Source organism: Frankia sp. CcI156 (assembly GCF_001983015.1).
GTDB classification, from domain to species: Bacteria; Actinomycetota; Actinomycetes; order Frankiales; family Frankiaceae; genus Frankia; species Frankia casuarinae.
In genome coordinates this window covers 115037-131983 of record NZ_MOMD01000014.1, presented here as the reverse complement: position 1 = coordinate 131983, position 16947 = coordinate 115037, and the positions used below count along the sequence as shown (strand labels likewise).

General features: G+C 71.5%; 15 protein-coding genes. 8 read left to right on the top strand and 7 right to left on the bottom strand.

Annotated features, from left to right (window positions below):
• Positions 1 to 38: 38 nt before the first annotated feature.
• Both CcI156_RS06830 and CcI156_RS06825 read right to left on the bottom strand, forming a co-directional pair.
• Positions 39 to 1376, bottom strand: a complete 1338-nt coding sequence (locus tag CcI156_RS06830; protein WP_011435226.1) for a chromosome partitioning protein — start codon at positions 1374 to 1376, stop codon at positions 39 to 41.
• The gene (locus tag CcI156_RS06825) at positions 1373 to 2146 is read right to left on the bottom strand and encodes an SAF domain-containing protein (RefSeq protein ID WP_011435225.1); all 774 of its coding nucleotides are present in this window, start codon (positions 2144 to 2146) and stop codon (positions 1373 to 1375) included. The genes CcI156_RS06830 and CcI156_RS06825 overlap by 4 nt, the downstream gene beginning before the upstream one ends.
• A gap of 308 nt (positions 2147 to 2454) precedes the next feature.
• Between CcI156_RS06825 and CcI156_RS06820 the strand changes: the two genes are divergently transcribed.
• Positions 2455 to 2691: a helix-turn-helix domain-containing protein gene (locus tag CcI156_RS06820; RefSeq protein ID WP_076804814.1), complete on the top strand. Its 237-nt coding sequence runs from the start codon at positions 2455 to 2457 to the stop codon at positions 2689 to 2691.
• Between the two features lie 20 nt (positions 2692 to 2711).
• On the opposite strand, the gene CcI156_RS06815 is transcribed toward CcI156_RS06820, so the two are convergent.
• The gene (locus CcI156_RS06815) at positions 2712 to 3281 is read right to left on the bottom strand and encodes a hypothetical protein (RefSeq protein ID WP_076804812.1); all 570 of its coding nucleotides are present in this window, start codon (positions 3279 to 3281) and stop codon (positions 2712 to 2714) included.
• 158 nt (positions 3282 to 3439) lie between these two features.
• Here CcI156_RS06815 and CcI156_RS27465 point away from each other — a divergent pair, with 158 nt between their 5' ends.
• Both CcI156_RS27465 and CcI156_RS06805 read left to right on the top strand, forming a co-directional pair.
• Entirely contained in the window at positions 3440 to 4759 is a 1320-nt protein-coding gene (locus CcI156_RS27465; RefSeq protein ID WP_076804810.1) for a LysM domain-containing protein, read from the top strand.
• Between the two features lie 81 nt (positions 4760 to 4840).
• Positions 4841 to 5554 carry an Rv3235 family protein gene (locus CcI156_RS06805; protein ID WP_371681772.1) on the top strand — a complete coding sequence of 238 codons (714 nt, stop codon included), beginning with the start codon at positions 4841 to 4843 and terminating at the stop codon, positions 5552 to 5554.
• A gap of 25 nt (positions 5555 to 5579) precedes the next feature.
• Here CcI156_RS06805 and secA read toward each other — a convergent pair whose 3' ends face one another.
• The gene (gene secA, locus CcI156_RS06800; protein WP_011435220.1) at positions 5580 to 8564 is read right to left on the bottom strand and encodes a preprotein translocase subunit SecA; all 2985 of its coding nucleotides are present in this window, start codon (positions 8562 to 8564) and stop codon (positions 5580 to 5582) included.
• Between the two features lie 301 nt (positions 8565 to 8865).
• Here secA and CcI156_RS06795 point away from each other — a divergent pair, with 301 nt between their 5' ends.
• Positions 8866 to 9423 (top strand): GNAT family N-acetyltransferase, encoded by a 558-nt coding sequence (locus CcI156_RS06795; protein ID WP_076804805.1) that lies wholly within the window; start codon positions 8866 to 8868, stop codon positions 9421 to 9423.
• A gap of 18 nt (positions 9424 to 9441) precedes the next feature.
• On the opposite strand, the gene CcI156_RS06790 is transcribed toward CcI156_RS06795, so the two are convergent.
• From CcI156_RS06790 to CcI156_RS06780, 3 genes are all read right to left on the bottom strand, one after another.
• Positions 9442 to 10155 carry a response regulator transcription factor gene (locus CcI156_RS06790; RefSeq protein WP_011435218.1) on the bottom strand — a complete coding sequence of 238 codons (714 nt, stop codon included), beginning with the start codon at positions 10153 to 10155 and terminating at the stop codon, positions 9442 to 9444.
• A gap of 128 nt (positions 10156 to 10283) precedes the next feature.
• Positions 10284 to 11087 carry a ribosome hibernation-promoting factor, HPF/YfiA family gene (gene hpf, locus CcI156_RS06785; protein WP_011435217.1) on the bottom strand — a complete coding sequence of 268 codons (804 nt, stop codon included), beginning with the start codon at positions 11085 to 11087 and terminating at the stop codon, positions 10284 to 10286.
• Between the two features lie 331 nt (positions 11088 to 11418).
• Positions 11419 to 12255 (bottom strand): ComF family protein, encoded by an 837-nt coding sequence (locus CcI156_RS06780; protein ID WP_011435216.1) that lies wholly within the window; start codon positions 12253 to 12255, stop codon positions 11419 to 11421.
• Between the two features lie 356 nt (positions 12256 to 12611).
• Here CcI156_RS06780 and CcI156_RS06775 point away from each other — a divergent pair, with 356 nt between their 5' ends.
• From CcI156_RS06775 to CcI156_RS06760, 4 genes are read left to right on the top strand one after another with little or no spacing between them, the layout of a single operon-like run.
• Positions 12612 to 13529 (top strand): hypothetical protein, encoded by a 918-nt coding sequence (locus CcI156_RS06775; protein ID WP_254847296.1) that lies wholly within the window; start codon positions 12612 to 12614, stop codon positions 13527 to 13529.
• Positions 13526 to 14335, top strand: coding sequence for a DUF4129 domain-containing protein (locus CcI156_RS06770; protein ID WP_023839913.1), 810 nt, complete (start codon positions 13526 to 13528; stop codon positions 14333 to 14335). Before CcI156_RS06775 ends, CcI156_RS06770 begins: the two co-directional genes overlap by 4 nt.
• Complete coding sequence (locus CcI156_RS06765; protein WP_023839912.1) at positions 14332 to 15894, top strand: DUF4350 domain-containing protein; 1563 nt, start codon at positions 14332 to 14334, stop codon at positions 15892 to 15894. Before CcI156_RS06770 ends, CcI156_RS06765 begins: the two co-directional genes overlap by 4 nt.
• Complete coding sequence (locus CcI156_RS06760; protein WP_076804803.1) at positions 15891 to 16946, top strand: MoxR family ATPase; 1056 nt, start codon at positions 15891 to 15893, stop codon at positions 16944 to 16946. Before CcI156_RS06765 ends, CcI156_RS06760 begins: the two co-directional genes overlap by 4 nt.
• The last annotated feature ends 1 nt before the right edge of the window (position 16947 follow it).

The following is a 16947-nucleotide window of genomic DNA, read 5'->3' as shown; positions in this document are numbered from 1 at the left end:
TGGCTCGTACGTCGGGACGGCCCACCCGCCCACCAAGATCACCGGGCCTGGCGCCGCAGGCTCCCCCGCCGACGGCGGGGAGCCGCCGGGCGGCCAAGCAGCCGGCCAGCCAGCTCCCTGATCGCCAGCCGGGCCGGGGAGGTCGGAGCGATGTCACGCAGGAGCTGTCCGGCCACCTGGGCGGCGTCCAGCCCGGCGAGGTCGTAGGGCACCAGGGCCACCGGCTCGGTCCCGGTGTGGCGCAGAATCGCCCGACTGACCTCGCGGGCCGGGTCCGCGCCCACAACCGAGGCGCGCAGCCGGTTCACCACGACAAGCGGGTCGACGGCGGGGACGGTCTCCCGCAGGTCGGACAGTCCCCGCACGAACCGGACCAGACCGACCGGTTCGGCGGACGCCACCGCCAGCACGACGTCGGCCGCGCCCAGCACGGCTAGCGTCGCTCCGTTACGCCGGGGCGCGGAGGTGTCGAACGACAGTTCCTCGTCCGTCTCCAGGCAGAACCCGCARTCCACGACGACGAAGGACGCCAGACGCCGGGCCATCGACAGCACGGTCTCAACGGATGCCGGGCGTAGCTCGGGCCACCGCGAGGGGCGGGAGATGCCGGGCAGCACTCGCAGGCCGCCGCCCAGATCCCGGCACAGTACGGCGAGCCGGGGCACGTCCAGCAGCCCCTGGTTGGCCGACCGGGCCGCCGCGGCCAGACCGGGGGCCTCCTCGAGCAGGCCGACGAGCTGCCCGACCGCGCCGCCGTAGGAGTCGGCGTCCACCAGCAGGGTGGAGGTCCCCAGCCCGGCGAGTTCGGCGGCCAGGCACAGCGCGATCGTGGTGCGTCCCGGCGCGCCGGCCGGACCCCATACCGCAATCACCCGGCCCACCCGGCCGTCGCCCGGTTCGATCGGCCCCACACCGTCGGTGACGTCGATGGCCGGGGCGAGCGGCCCGAACCCGACGAGTGGTTCGCTGTACGAACCGGACGCCCAGGTCGCCGGCGCGGCCGCGTTCGTCGCCAGCGCCCGGGATGCCTCGACGACCGCTCCCGCGATGACCTCCGCGGTGGCGTCCGAGGGGATGACCGCGGCCACGCCGAGTTGCCGCAGCCGCCGGTCGCCGTCCTCGTCGCCGGGGGCGGTCAGCCCGACCACCGCGATGCCCGCCATGGCCAGGCGGGTCAGCGCATCCCGGTCGAGCCGGCGMAGGTCCGCGGACAGCAGGGCGGCCCGGGCCGCGCCGGTGGTCGCCGCGGCCAGCAGGTCCGGCAGGTCGACGCAGCGGCGCACCACCGTAACCCCGAGGTCGCGACGATCGAAGGCCGAGACCAGGCCGGCCTCGACCATCGCATCGGTGACAGCGGTGAGGATCGGCAGGCTCACCGGCCGTACCCCGGCACAGTGGTCGGTCCCGTCGAGCCGACCTCACCGCGGGAGTCGCGCTCAAGCTTCACGACGTCGACCCGCTCGCTCTGCGAGGCCGCGACGGCCTGGATGGCGTTGTCCACCGGCACGCGCAGCGTCAGCGAACGGTCCCCGCTGGTCAGCTTCTCGAGGCTGACGAACTCGACGTCGTGCAGGACCAGCGCCTCGGCCCCCGCACCCGCGGGCGCGGCCGGTGTGCTCCGGCCGGCCTGCTGATCGCCCCCGGTAGTGCTCGGCGCTGCGGCGCCGCTCTGGAACACGAAGACGTCCACATGGTCACCCGGTCCGAGGGTCGGCAGCCGCCCGGCCTTCACAATGATCGGCACCAGCCGCGTCGGCTGGGTGTTCTGGCCGGCGAAGTCGGGTCCGCTCACCAGCTCGCCGGTGTCCACCGGCCGCGCCAGGGTGGCGCCGATCAGGTCGTCGAGACGGCTTCCCGGGTAGTAATGACCCGAGGTCCTCTCGTCGAGCCTGGCCGATACCGTGGCGAGATCCCCGGCAACGATGATGTGCCCGGCCGGCAGGTCCACCTTGGCGACCACCCACTGGCGRGTCGCGTCCGCGCTGGCGAACAGCCGCGCCCCGACGACCACCGAGACGAGCACGAGCAACACCCCGACGAGCAGCCGGGAGTCGCGCCACCGTCGGCGGGTCAACCGACGGGCCGGGGGTGATGTCGGTGGCGGGGACGCCTCCGGGCGGGCCGGTGCCGCGGCGAGCTCGGTCACCGGGAGACCTCCCTCTTCTCCTAGCCGGACCATTGGTACATGTTCGCACCTTCCGGTCGCAGAGCGTACGCGGTCGTCGGCCCTGAGCCCAGCCAAACCAGCGAGGAATCGGCTGCGGACCGAACGGGATCCGTCGACATCTGGGCCATGCAGGCGCGGGTGGCGGACCAGTCCAGTACCTGCGAGCACGGGCTTTTGGCGGTATCCGCGTGCACTTATCCACAAGCACACGCATCCGGACGCGATGAGCGGTGGTATCTCTGATACACACATGAGGAGAGACATCCGCCCTCAGAAGGAGGACTTTGATGAACGACCGCTTCCTTCAACTCAGCGATGTGGCGGACATCCTCAACATCTCCTCCAGTCAGACCTACGCGCTTGTCCGCTCGGGCGAGCTCCCCGCCATCAAGATCGGGGGGAGGGGCCAGTGGCGGGTGGAGCGCACCGAGCTGGAGGCGTACATCCAGCGCSCCTATGAACAGACCCGGGCCTTCGTCGCAGCCAATCCGATGAGCCGTAACGAGGCTCCGCCCGAGGACTAGGCACAGTAGGCGCGGCGAGGTCAGTGGATCCGACGAACGTAGGCGATCGCGTCGAGGGGGRTGGTCCAGCCGGAGCGGATCTGGCCGCGCCGGGCGAACTCGCCGACGGCGTGTTCGGCCACCTCCAGGAAGTCCGAGCCGACCCGCACCGGCGTCCCGTGCAGGGTCACCCCGTCCACCAGCATGAGCGTGCACGCCGAGCGGTCCCGGACGAGCCCGCGCAGGACGTACCGCAGATCCAGCTTGGCCGCCAGCGGACCCTCATGACCCGGCTGGGCCGAGACCACCGGCAGGTTCTCCACGGCCAGCAGCGACCGCACCGGTACCAGAACCTCCGTCGCGCCGGGCTCGGTGATGAGCAACCAGTCCATCCCGAGGGCCGCCAGGGTGCCGTGCAGGATCTCGGGAGCGCGCTGACCACCCACCACCCGGCAACGTGTCGGGTGTCCGACGACGGGTCGCATCCGATCGATCAACCGCAGGTAGGCAGCCTCCCGTCGGCTGCGGTMCGCGAGCTCGGCGGAGAGCTCGGCGGCCTCGTTCGCCTCCCACTGCAGCTCCAGGTCGGCGAACAGATCCTCCCATCGCATCGATACCCCTTCCCATAAAGGTAGATTTCGCCCACTTCCCCCAGTTGCCCCTCACTCCCTACACAAGCAGGGTTGACAGCGAGATTTCAGGGGTTTACACAAGCAAACATAGGCAAACGAACGAGTTCGACAGCATCCGGCGGACAGGAGCACCCACAATGATCGCGAGGGCGGCTCGACAGACGCTGGCGCGGTTCGCCGGCGCGACCGCGGCCGCAATCACGGCGATCATATTGATCGTTTTCGGCCCCCGGCTGGCCGACCTGCCGGAGAGCGTCGAGGCCGCCCCGGAATGGTTCGCCGCCGCGCCCGAGYAGGCGCTGGCCACGATCATCGGGGGCGTCGCCTGGGTGTGCCTGCTCTGGCTGTGCCTGGGGGTTCTGCTCGGCGCGCTGTCGGCTATCCCCGGCGGAGTCGGCCGGCTCAGCGCGGCGCTGGCCCGCCGGATCGTTCCCCGCACGATCCGGCGGATGCTCGAGATCAGCCTCGGAGTGACACTCGTCACCGGGGTGGCGCCGATCATCGCCGCGGTCCCGGCCTCCGCGGCCACCGGACCTGCGGGGACCGGTGTCAGTGCGGGCGCCACCGCCGCACTGCCCGATCTGGACCGGCCCACCACCGTCGGCCATCCCCCGAACCCGATAGCCGGCTTCCCCGACCTCGATCGCCCCCCGGCCGGCACCTCCGCCGGTCACGCCCCCGCGACACCCCCCGTCTCCTCCACCGGCCCCGTCTCCTCCACCGGCCCCGTCTCCCCTGCCGGCCCCGTCTCCCCTGCCGGCTCCACGTCCTCTCCCGAACCCGGTGCCGGTGCCGTCCCGGCGACCAGCCCCACCCCAACGATCTCGGTTCCCGGTCTCGGTGAGGCGATCCCCGTCGTGGACCTGCACGAGACCACCTCGGCGGCCGGCTCGCCAACGCCGCCCCCAGCCCCGGTTTCCGCCGCCGGCGGAAACCCGGTGCACACCGCCCCTGACCCCGGCGCCCTCACTCGGCTCACCACGGCTCGCACGACCACAGCCGGCTGGCCGGACCTGGACCGACCCGCCACCACCTCCCCGAGCAGCCCGGCCGCGCCCGGCGCGGCCATCACTCCGACACCGTTCAACCCGACATCGTTCAACCCGACATCGTCCGGACCGACATCGTCCAACCCGACATCGTCCGGACCGGCGGCTCCGATCGCATCGGTACCGGCCCGGGATCCGATCGTGCCGCCGGCCCCTCGTGGAACGGGCAGGCCCATGAGCCTCCCGGGTACCGACCGGACCTCTCCCGGCGTCGAGGCGGCGGAAATCGTCGTCCTCCGCGGCGACAGTCTCTGGTCCATCGCGGCCCGTCATCTCGGCCCGAACGCGACGCAGGAGCAGATCGCGGCCGAGTGGCCACGGTGGTGGGCCRCCAACTCCGACCTGATCGGCCACGACCCGAATCTGATCTTCCCCGGCCAACGCCTGAAACCACCCCCCGGGCCCTGACCCCGCCCACCACTTCCGGAGCCTGCCGTGACCGCCACCTACGCCCTGACCCTGCCCCGGCGTCCAGTTCCGGCCCCCGGAATGCGCCGCCTTCCCATCACCCCCCACGAACCGCCCTATGACGACGAGGCCGGCTCCTCGTCGGCCGGCGCCCCGACCGGCTCGTCGACAAGGCCGCCCCGACCCCGGGTGCGGCCGGCCGGACGCACCACCGCCGATCGTCCAGGCCGGCCCGTGACCGCCCCGGGAGGCGGCGGACGCCGCCGTGGCGGCCCGTCGGGACCCGGCGGGCCGCCACGCGGCCGTGGCGGTGCGGACGGCCAGACCGAGCCCGGTGGCACGACGGTCGATCGGACTCCTCGGCACCTCGCCATGCCCGAGCGCACGGTCACGGGCACAGGCATGGGATCAGCGGCGTCACACGCGGTGCCGGGTCTCGATCCGGTAGCCGGTCCGCGGCCGGGACACCCCGCCGGGAGCCGGACGAACCCACCGCCCCGGGAAACGGCGGTGGTCATCGTCAGAGCGATCGTCGAGACGCTCGGCGGGGTGCGCCCGGCCTCGCATCTCGCCGGATGGACGACGCCCCGCCTGCAGAACGATCTCGAACGCATCGTCGCCCAGACCACGGATCGCAGGCGGGGTCAGGTCCGCAGCGTACGGGTCAGCGAACCGCGCCCCGGAGTCGCCGAGGTCTCGGCGGTCATCAGCCGAGGTGCCCGGGTGGCCGCACTCGCGCTGCGCATGGAGTCGTMCAGCGGACGCTGGCGGGTGACGACCCTGCAGGTGGGTTAGTGCGGCCACCGGTCCCGGAGATGGATCACTCGGTGTTGCGGCGCGCCGGGTCGCCGTGGCAGCGCTTGTACTTGCGGCCCGACCCACACGGGCAGGGCGCATTGCGAGCGGGACGCGTGCCCGCACCGGGCTGCGCCGTGCCGGCCTCGCCGCGGGCGGCGCTGAGCGCACCGTCTCCAGCCGGGCGGCCCAGTCCCGACCTGCCATCCACCGTCGTGACCGGCCCGGATCCACCGTCGACCGACGGCGCGGTGTAGCGCAGGCCACCGGTCGGCCGCCGCGGCTCGAGCCCCTTGACGAAGACCGGCAGCGGTGCGGACGGAACCGGTGAAGGGGGTGGCGGAGTCTGACGGGCCGCCGCGGGGCGAACGGGCTGCGCGTCCGCGACGGGACCGGCGCCGTCCGGAATCGTCGGCACCGCCGGAGCGGGCAGGGTCGCGGCTGCGGCCGGCGGTGCGGGAGCAGCGGACACGGCCGGCTCGACGCCCACCGACGTGGCGGCCTCCTCCTGCCCCGCAACCTGGACCTCGACGTTGAACAGCAGCCGGACGGACTCCTCCTTGATRCCCTCCATCATCGTCTGGAACATGTCGAAACCCTCACGCTGGTACTCGACCAGCGGGTCCCGCTGTCCCATCGCCCGCAGCCCGATGCCCTCCTGCAGGTAGTCCATCTCGTAGAGGTGCTCGCGCCACTTGCGGTCCAAGACCGCGAGGACGACCCGTCGCTCCAGCTCCCGCATGATCGGTTCGCTGTCGGGGCCGTCGCCGAGGTCGAGTTCCCGCCGGTCGTACGCCTCCTGCGCGTCGACCTGGATGTCCTCGAGCAGGTGATCGGCAGTGAGCCCGTCTCGATCATCGACATCGGGTGCCACCACACCGACCGGGTAGAGCTGCCCGAGCGCCGTCCAGAGCGTGTCGAGATCCCACTCCTCCGGGTACCCGTCGGCGGTGGCGCCGCGCACGTATCCCTCGACGGTGTCGTCAACGAAGTGACGCACCTGCTCGTGGAGATCGGCACCGCCGAGAACCTTGCGGCGCTCCTCATAGATCACGGTGCGCTGCTTGTTCATGACCTCGTCGTACTTGAGGACGTTCTTGCGGATCTCGAAGTTCTGCCCCTCGACCTGGGTCTGGGCCGACCGGATCGCCCGAGTCACGATCTTCGATTCGATCGGGACGTCCTCGGGGATGTTCAGCCGATCCATGATGCCCTCGACCGCGGCCGCGTTGAACAACCGCATGAGATCGTCACCGAGGGAGAGGTAGAAGCGCGACTCACCGCGGTCGCCCTGCCGGCCGGCCCGGCCACGCAGCTGGTTGTCGATGCGCCGGGACTCGTGCCGCTCGGTGCCGAGCACGTACAGGCCGCCGGCGTCGACGACCTCCTCGTGCTCGGCCTTCACCGACTGCCTGGCCTTCTCCAGGGCCTCCTGCCAGGCCGCCTCATAGTCCTCGGGGGTCTCGATCGGCGAGAGGCCGCGCTGGCGCAGCTCGGCCTGGGCAATGAACTCCGGGTTACCGCCGAGCATGATGTCCGTACCACGACCGGCCATGTTCGTCGCCACCGTGACGGCGCCCTTGCGGCCCGCCTCGGCGATGATGGCCGCCTCCCGCTCGTGGTGCTTGGCGTTGAGCACCTCGTGCGGCACACCACGCTTGCGAAGCTGCTTCGAGAGGTACTCGGACTTCTCGACGCTGGTGGTGCCGACCAGGACCGGTTGGCCCTTCTCGTGCCGCTCGGCGATGTCCTCCACCACGGCGTCGAACTTCGCGATCTCGGTCTTGTAGACGACGTCCGGCTGGTCGAGCCGGACCATCGGCTTGTTCGTCGGGATGGGGACGACCCCGAGCGAGTAGATCTGGTGGAACTCGGCCGCCTCGGTCATGGCGGTACCGGTCATGCCGGAGAGCTTGTCGTAGAGCCGGAAGTAGTTCTGCAGCGTGATCGTCGCGAGGGTCTGGTTCTCCTGCTTGATCTCGACCTTTTCCTTGGCCTCGATCGCCTGGTGCATTCCCTCGCTGTAGCGACGACCGTGGAGCACGCGGCCGGTGAACTCGTCGACGATGAGAACCTCACCGTCGGTAACGATGTAGTCCTTGTCCCGCTTGTAGAGCTCCTTGGCCTTCAGCGAATTGTTCAGGTAGCCCACGAGCGGGGTATTCACCGATTCGTAGAGGTTCTCGATGCCGAGCTGGTCCTCGACCTTCTCAACCCCGGACTCGGTGATGGCCACCGTCCGCTTGCCCTCTTCGACCTCGTAATCGACATCGCGTTCGAGCAGCGGGGCGATCCGGGCAAACTCCGTGTACCACCTGGTCGGATGATCCGCTGGACCGCTGATGATCAACGGCGTGCGGGCCTCGTCGATGAGGATGGAGTCCACCTCGTCGACGACCGCGAAGTTGTGGCCACGCTGGACGAGCTCCTCCGAACTCCAGGCCATGTTGTCACGGAGGTAGTCGAACCCGAACTCGTTGTTGGTGCCGTAGGTGATGTCGCAGGCGTACTGGGCCCGCCGGACCGGCGGCGGCATCTGCGGATGGATCACCCCCACGGTGAGGCCGAGGAAACGATGGACCCGGCCCATGTTCTCGGCGTCGCGCTGGGCGAGGTAGTCGTTGACGGTGATGACGTGCACACCCTTACCGGCCAGCGCGTTGAGGTAGGTCGGCAGGGTCGAGACCAGCGTCTTGCCCTCACCGGTCTTCATCTCGGCGATGTTGCCGAGATGAAGGGCCGCGCCCCCCATGATCTGCACATCGAAATGCCGCTGGCCCAGCGTGCGCCGCGCCGCCTCGCGCACGGCGGCGAAGGCCTCGGGCAGCAGGTCGTCGAGGGTCTCCTTCCCGTCCGCGAGCCGCTGGCGGAACTCGTCGGTCATGCCTCGCAGTTCACCGTCGGACAGGCCGGTGAAGTCGTCCTCGATCAGGTTCACCTGCTCGGCGATCGCCTTGAGCTTGCGCAGGATCCGGCCCTCGCCGGCACGCAAGATCTTGTCTAGTACCACGGGCGAAACTCCTCCGGCAGGCGCGTCGGCGAGGTCACCGACCCCACGATGCTAGCCCTTCGACAGCCGCCTACAACATCCATCCGCGCGCGGTTCCTCCGGCTGGGACCGGTGAGGAGCGGGCGACGGGAAGGGGTGCCGGCGAGCGAGGCCAGGGGTCGTACGGACGGGAACGACCAGAACGGGATGACAACACGGCGTGCATGGTCCGCCCATGCCACGCCGCACTGTCCAACGACCGGGAGCGCGGATGGGTGCCCTGGATCGGCGGCAACGGTGGCGGCCGGTGCAAGGTTGGAGCATGGCACCTCTCGAACCGGCGGAGATCACGGYGGGCCGTCTGCATCTGCGCCCCTGGCACCCCCGGGACGCCGACGCCGTACACCTGGCCTGCCAGGACCYGGAGATAAGCCGGTGGACGAGAGTCCCGACGCCGTATCTGTACCAACACGCGGTGGACTTTGTCTCACGCCAGTCGCCGCAGAGCTGGGCCAGCGGGACCGGGGCGCTGTTCGCGGTGGTGGATGCCACGACCGAGCAACTCCTTGCCTCGGTCGGACTGACGGATCTCTCCGGCGACGGCGACGCGAAGATTGGTTACTGGTGCGCGGCGCCGGCGCGCGGGCGGGCAGTGACCTCCCAGGCCGTTGCCGCGCTGACCCGCTGGGGTTTCGGAGCTCTGGGGCTGGCCCGGATCGAGTGGCGGGCCGCGGTGGGCAACCTCGCGTCTCGCCGCGTGGCCGAGAAGGCCGGCTTCACCGTGGAGGGCACCCTGCGCCGGGCCCTGCTGCTGGGCGACGGTAACCGGAGGGACTGCTGGGTGGGATCGCTCCTACCGGACGATCCCGCGCCGCGGTGACGCCCCCCCGACCGGGCCTCAGGTGATCTCGAGCAGCTTCTCCCGGACCGCGTACACGACCGCCTCCATCCTGGAGTGCAGCTGGAGCTTCTCCAGGATGTTGCGGATGTGGTTCTTGACCGTGTTCTCACTGATGTAGAGCTGCTTGGCGATGTCACGGTTGTTCATGCCCTTGGCGACGAGCCGCAGCACCTCCATCTCCCGGTCGGTCAGCCGGGGGGTAGGGAGCTGCGGACGGTCATCCTTGTTCTTAATCATGGCTGCGAACTCGCTGAGCAGCTTCGACGCCATGGACGGGCTGATGAGGCTCTGCCCCCCGTACACGGCGCGGATGTCCGCGGCGACCTCGTCGATAGAGATCTCCTTCAGCAGGTAGCCCATGGCCCCCGCCTTAATCGCGTCATAGAGGTCGGCCTCCTCGTCGCTGATGGTCAGCATGACGATCTTGGCGCTCGGGACAGCCTCCTTGATGGCGCTCGTGGCGTCGATCCCGCCACGGCGCGGCATCCGCACATCCATGAGCACGATGTCCGGCGCCATCTCCTTAGCCATGGTCACCGCCTCGGCACCGTCCGCGGCCTCCCCGACGACCTCGATGTCAACCTCCTGCCCCAGCACCATCTCCAGCCCACGCCGGAACAGCGCATGGTCGTCAACGATCAGCACCCGGATGGGGTTCGCCTCCGATGGCGTCGGCAGCATCTCCTCAGAGCGCTGCTCCTCCACCGTCATCTGACCTCCCTGGACCACTGCCCGCGGCGCACCGCCCCGCGTGCCTCCACGCGGGGCGGTGCGCCGTGTACTCCGACACCCGAGGCAAATGGTCGCACGTCGGCCGGCGGACGCGGCCTTCAGATCGTCTAAACGGCGGCGGCCGAGCTCACGAAGGCGCCTCGGGTTGGCGACGGCCGCTCGTCCCGCTGATCGGCGCCCGCCGGCCCCGACCTGCCGGCCGCCGCCGAACCGGACAACCGGATGACACCGTAGTCGTAACCGACCCGCCGGTAGACGACGCTGGGGAGGCCAAGATCGACGTCGAGGAAGAGATAGAAATCATGCCCCACCAGTTCCATGTTGGACAGGGCCTCCTCCAGCGACATCGGCTCCGCCTCGTGGGTCTTCTCCCGGACGATCAGCGGAGCCTGCTCGCTCTGCTCGCCCGCACCGATCCTGGCGGTGGATTCGTCGGCCGGGGCGGCGACGACCGGCCTGGATCCGCCGCTGCCGCTCCTTCCGGCGGCACCGGCCTCCTCGGCACCGGTCGGTAGGGCAGCCGCCGGCTTCGTGCCCTCCAACGGCATGAGACTGCCGAGCGGAACCGAGGTGATCCCGGTCGGCTTGGCTCCAGCGTGGTTGGCGTGGTGGCGGACCCGCCGGTCGGCGGCCCGGCGCAGCCGCTCGGCCAGTTTGCCGGCGGCCAGGTCGAGGGCGGCGTAGCAGTCGGCCGCGGCGGCCTCGGCCCGGATCACCGGACCCCGTGAGTACACGGTCAGCTCGACCCGGTCGCAGACGTCGGACAGCCGGGGGTTGCGTTCCTTCGACAGCTCGACATCCACCCGGATGATGTTGGAATTCAGCCGTTCCAACTTGGCGAGCTTGGCCTGGACATGATTGCGGAACCGTTCCGGAACCGCGGTGTGCCTGCCCTTGACCACGATGTCCACGCGATCCACCTCCTGTTCGCCTGTCCGACGCCCACGGCCCTCGCCAAGGCTGCCGACCGTGCGCCGGTGTCTCGGAACTTCCGGAGGGAACCGTCTCCGCGGGGCCGAGACGATCYCCCGGGCGCCCTATCTACGGTTGTCGCACCTTCCCAACGTTCTRCGGCTGGCTGCCCGCATTCGGCTCCCTTCCCTTCAGCGGCGGCGCTACTCCGTCCGYCGGCCCGGTATCCGCACGACGAGTGCACTGCGACCGACAAGCGGTCACTCCCGCTCCGTCGGGCCACTCGGCCGTTGCGCCGACTGCCTGGTCAGGCGGTGCGTACTGGTAGTTTCACCCCGACGGCCCCGTCATTGCGAGCAAGCGGTCCCGTCCGCGCGTCGGGCCCGAAGCGGCCACCACCGCGACGGCGCTCGCCCGCAGGGCGCCGGCTCGTAGGGCCCGTACCGCCTCACCCGCCGTGGCTCCCGTCGTCAGTACGTCGTCGACCACGACGATGCGCGGGTCCGCGGGAGGTCCGTCCGAGAGATCGTCGGCGGCCCGCACCAGCCGGGCCGTGCGGGCAGGACCGACCAGGCCGAAGGCGCCCGTGAGGTTGACGAACCGTGCCGCCGCCCCCAGCCCGGCCTGGTCCGCCGTGTGCCGCACCGGCCGCAGCACGGGAGCGATTCCGACCCGGTGCCCGCGTCGGCGCAGGACCGCGGCCGCCACGGAACACAGCAGCTCGAGGTGGTCGAAACCACGCCGACGCCGCGCGGCGCGGTTCGAAGGCACCGGGACCAGCACCACACCGCGCCCGCGAGGACAGCGACCGGGATGCACGTCGGTGGCACCCACCGCGCCCGACGACACCGCCCGCGCTACCGCGCGGGCGAGCGCACCGCCCAGCGGACCGGCCAGGTCGCGCCGGCCACGCTCCTTGTAGGCGAGAAGGAGCGCCCGGACCCGGTCGGCGTAGCGGGCGGCGGCCAGGCACGGCGGCAGCCCTCGCCGCCACGGGGTGGCCAGGGAGCCCGCGGCGGCGAGGAACACGGGACCACGAAGCTCGGCGACACACGCCGGGCACGCCGACGCCCCCCAGTCGCCGCATCCGGCGCAGGCAAGCGGCATGATCAGATCAGCGAGAATCGCAAGATTCCTGGTGAGCAGGGACAACGTGGCTCGAGGCATGACAGGAAGGATCAGCCGCGGGCCGCGGGCCGACCAGCCCCGAGTGGTGATCTGTGGATACCGCCCCCGGCAGTCGCGAAGCGGCTGTGGACAATCCCGGGCGACGCGGTCGGCCACCGGCCCCGCAGCCGAGGTGGGGCCGGCCTGGCCGGCACGTCCCGGCCGGCACGTCCCGGCCAGCACATCCCGGCCAGACCGCGTAATTCCGCCGGCATCGCCAGCATCCATCCTGGCCGAGAGCACAGAATCCTCACAGTGGCCGCGGCATGCCCACCACAAGCACGGCATCCTTACCTCGACACATCGAACCTCGACACCGAACCTCGACACCGACCGCGACGAGTGGAGACACACCGATGGCCGACGGACCCGGTTGGGCCTCGCCCGGCACCCCGCCGCCCGGYGCCCCGCAGGGCCCGTGGGGACAGTGGCGGTGGGGCCCGGCCGTCCCGAAACCGGGCATCATCCCGCTGCGCCCCCTCGCTCTGGGCGAGATCCTGGACGGCACGTTCGCCACGATCCGCACGAATCCCGGCGCGACCGTCGGGGTGACGGTGGCGGCCGCGGCGGTGGTGGAGACGGTGTCCACCACCGTCGCGATCAGCGGCGAGGACGCGTCGCCGGGCGCCAGGGCCGCCATCACCGTCGCGATGCTCGGTCTCGATCTCATCCTCGGGCTCTTTCTTTCCGGGGTGCTCAGCGTCGTGGTGAGCGAGGCGATCCTGGGAAGCCGAATCACCACAATCGACGCGGTCCGACGGGTCGCGCCGCGGCTGCCCGGCCTGCTCGGCCTCACGGTCATCGTGGCGCTGTCGGTGGTACTGGGGCTGATCGCGCTGCTGGTCGGGGCGATCGTCGTCGGGGTCTACCTGGCGCTGGCCACGCCCGCGTACGTCCTCGAGGGCGGCACCGTGCGCGACGCGCTGCGACGGTCGATCGCGATCGTGCGTGGATCATGGTGGCGGACGTTCGGTATTCTGCTGCTCGCCATGCTGGTGGCGGGGTTCCTCGGTGCGATCTTCGCCATCGCCGCCAGCATCGTGATGGCCTCCTCCRAGTCGGTGTTCGGCGACCCGATCAGGGGTGATCTCACCGTCACCGGCTACATCGTCCAGGCGATCGGCAGTCTGCTCGCCACCGCGATCTCCACGCCGATCGTCTCCGGAGCCGTCGTCCTGCTCTACGTCGACCTCAGGATCAGACGCGAGGGTCTGGACGTGACCCTCGCCGAGGCGGCCCGCGCCCGCACCGCCGGCCTGCGGCCCTCCGGATGACGCTCGGCGGTCCTGTCACTCGGGACGGAGCTCGGGAGGAGGCTCGGCGGGAACTTTCCAGGCACCTCTACAGAAGTTCCGAACCCAGCTGGTGGAGCCGGGCGGTCCGGTGGATCGACGACAGGATCGGGGATCTGGTCCACTGGCTGCTCCCCGGCGGAGACGGCCTCGGCGGAGGGTCGGGTGGTCTCGGGGTCCTCGCGCTCGTCCTCGTACTCGTCGTCGTGGCGGTGGCGCTGCGGTGGTGGCTCGGCCCGGTGCGCCGCAGCGCGCGTACCAGGCGGGAGGATAACGACCTGTCCAGTTCGTCAACCGCGGCGCAGCTGCGTGCCGAGGCTGACGGCCACGCCGCCGGCGGAGCCTATGCGGAGGCGGTTCGGTCCCGGCTACGGGCCATCGTGCGGATGCTGGAGGAGAAGGGCGTGCTCGATCCGCGCCCCGGCCGTACGGCCGGTGAACTCGTCGAGGAGGTGGCGAGAATCGCGCCGTCCCCCGACGGCGGGCAACCCCGGGGCGGAACGGACCGGCCGGGCGCGACGACGGGCGCGGCGGGCGATGGACCCGGCACGGCGTTCGAGCCGGCCGCGGCGCTCGCCGCGGCGGTCGAGGTCTTCAGCGAGATCTGGTACGGCGGGCGCCCGGGGTCCGCGGCCGGCTACCGGGTCCTGGTCGAGGCCGACCGCGCCCTGATCCAGCTGCGTCGCGGCGCAGACGGCACAGACGGCACAGACGGCGCAGACGGCACAGACGGCACAGACGGCACCGGCGGCACCGGCGGCACCGGCACCCTCGCGGTCCCGGCATGACCATCCCCGGCGCCCCGGCGATCACCGGCGACCATCTCGGTGGCGGCGGGACGGCCGGCGGCCGGTCCGGGCGGGGGTCGCCGAGCGCGTTGCGCAGCGGTCCCAGGCCCCCAGCGGTGCGCCGCGGGATCCTCGTGGTGGCCGTCCTCGGCGTCCTGGTCCTCTGTTACGTGGTCGTCTCGGCGCTGGCCGGGCGGCCCGACGGCCAGGCCTACCTGGACGTGGCCTCCGCCGAGCCCGGAGGAACCCGGGCCCTAGCCGAGATCCTGCGGGCACGCGGGATCATCGTCTCCGCCACGGACAACCCTTCCGGCGGCCGGCAGCAGGGGCCGAACCCCGGTGGTCTGGGCGGCGGGGTCGGTCCAGCCGGGGCGGGCGGTAGGGCGACGCTGGTCGTCGTCCATCCGGGACGGCTCACCCATGACGAGCTGATCGCCCTGCTCGGACGGGTCTGGCAGGGCGCCGACGTCGTCCTCGTGGCGCCGGACGCCACGGTGCTCGGTGCCCTAAATGTCGGGGTGGTCACAGCAGGCTCCGCGCCCAGCGGCGAGCAGAGTGATCCACGGTGCCTCCTGCCCGAGGCGACCACGGCCGGAACAACCTCGATCGGCGCCGACGAGACCTTCACCCGCCAGGGCGACGGAGCCGGTCTCGGCGACATGGCGGTCTCGTTGTGCTACGGCGACCCGCACGGCGAGGCACGCCTCGCCGTGCTGACCCCCACCCGATCGGGCTCACCACGCGCCGGTGGCGGGCGGCTGGTACTGCTCGGCTCGGCGGGGTTCCTCACCAACGAACACCTCGGCCGCACGGGGAACGCGGCGCTGGCCCTCGGCCTGCTCGCCCGGCAACCCGTACTGTCCTGGATCACACCCGACGCGGGTGGGGCCGGCGGGGTCGGCACGAAAAGCATGATGGATCTGCTGCCGTCCGCCTTCTGGTGGACCTTTCTGCACATCGTCGTCGTCCTGGCGCTGCTGGCGCTGTGGCGTGGCCGGCGGCTCGGGCCGCCGGTGCCGGAGCCCCTTCCGGTGGTCGTCCGGGCGGCCGAGACGGTCGAGGGACGCGGGCGACTGTACGCGGCGGCACACGCCCGGGACAGGACCGCCGACGCGCTGCGGGCCGGGACGCGCGTCCGGCTGGCCGAACGGATGGGCCTGCCCCTGATCTGGACCCCCGCCGGTTCCCTGAGCCCCGATCCCGTCGCTCTGGTGACCACTGCCAGCGAGCAGACGGGACGGTCACCCTCGGAGATCGGATCGCTCCTGTACGGTTCGGGCATGCCGCCGCAGACCGCCGGACCGCCCGGTCACCTCGGGCGGGCCAGGGACTGGTACCAGTCAGGCCGCTACCCGGCCGAGAACGGACAGCGGGCGGCATCCGGCGGGGCCGGACGGTATCGCGACGGCGGATCCGAGCGGACCGCCGCGGCGGGCGTTCCCCGGGCCGGCGTTCCCCGGGCCGGCGTCGGCGCCCCTCGACGCGATACGCAGGACGCGGCGCTGCTGGCGCTGGCCCACGCGCTCGACGAGCTCGATCGACAGGTAGGCATACGGTGACATCCCCGCGCATCGACGCGCCGACGACAGCCCCCCCGCCCTCGACCGCATCGTCGTCCGCCGCGGCGCCGGGTCCGGGAGAGCAGCCGGCACCACCGGACGCGCAGACGGCCCGCCGGTCCCTGATCGCGCTGCGCGGTGAGGTGGCCAAGGCGGTGATCGGTCAGGACGCGGCGGTCAGCGGGCTCGTCATCGCCCTGCTGTGCCGGGGACACGCACTGCTCGAGGGGGTGCCCGGCGTCGCGAAGACGCTGCTGGTCCGCACGCTCGCGACCGCGTTGGCACTGGACACCAAGCGCCTGCAGTTCACCCCGGACCTCATGCCCGGCGACGTCACCGGCTCGCTGGTGTACGACAACCGCAGTTCCGAGTTCACCTTCCGGGAGGGCCCGGTCTTCACCAACCTCCTGCTGGCCGACGAGATCAACCGGACTCCGCCGAAGACGCAGGCCGCCCTGCTGGAGGTGATGGAGGAGCGTCAGGTCAGTGTGGCGGGCGTCCCGCGGCCGCTGCCGGCCCCCTTCGCAGTCCTCGCCACCCAGAACCCGATCGAACACGAGGGCACCTATCCGCTTCCCGAGGCGCAACTCGACCGCTTCCTGGTGAAGGTGACGCTGCCACTGCCGCCCCGCGACGACGAGGTCCGTGTCCTCGCCCACCATGCGGACGGGTTCGACCCCTCCGACCTGCCCGCCGCGGGGGTCCACCCGGTCGCGGGACCAGCGGACCTCGCGGCGGCCCGCGCCGCGGTGCTCACCGTCGCAGTCCACCCGGAGGTGCTGGCCTACATCGTCGATCTGGCCCGGGCGACCCGCGCGGCACCGTCGGTACAGCTCGGGGTGTCCCCCCGCGGCGCCACCGCGCTGCTGGCGACGGCCCGGGCCTGGGCGTGGCTGTCGGGACGCGGCTATGCGACCCCCGACGATGTCAAGGCGCTGGCCCGGRCAACCCTGCGGCACCGGATCAGCCTCCGTCCGGAGGCCGAACTGGACGGCGTGACGGCCGATGTYGTGCTCGAACAGGTACTCGCCACCGTTCCGGTGCCCCGGTAGG

What these genes read in the sequence shown, in the direction of transcription:
- CcI156_RS06790 (WP_011435218.1), bottom strand. Translation starts at nt 10,155, where the DNA reads ATGACGGTGGAGGAGCAGCGCTCTGAGGAGATGCTGCCGACGCCATCG.
- CcI156_RS06780 (WP_011435216.1), bottom strand. Translation starts at nt 12,255, where the DNA reads ATGCCTCGAGCCACGTTGTCCCTGCTCACCAGGAATCTTGCGATTCTC.
- CcI156_RS06770 (WP_023839913.1), top strand. Translation starts at nt 13,526, where the DNA reads ATGACGCTCGGCGGTCCTGTCACTCGGGACGGAGCTCGGGAGGAGGCT.
- CcI156_RS06765 (WP_023839912.1), top strand. Translation starts at nt 14,332, where the DNA reads ATGACCATCCCCGGCGCCCCGGCGATCACCGGCGACCATCTCGGTGGC.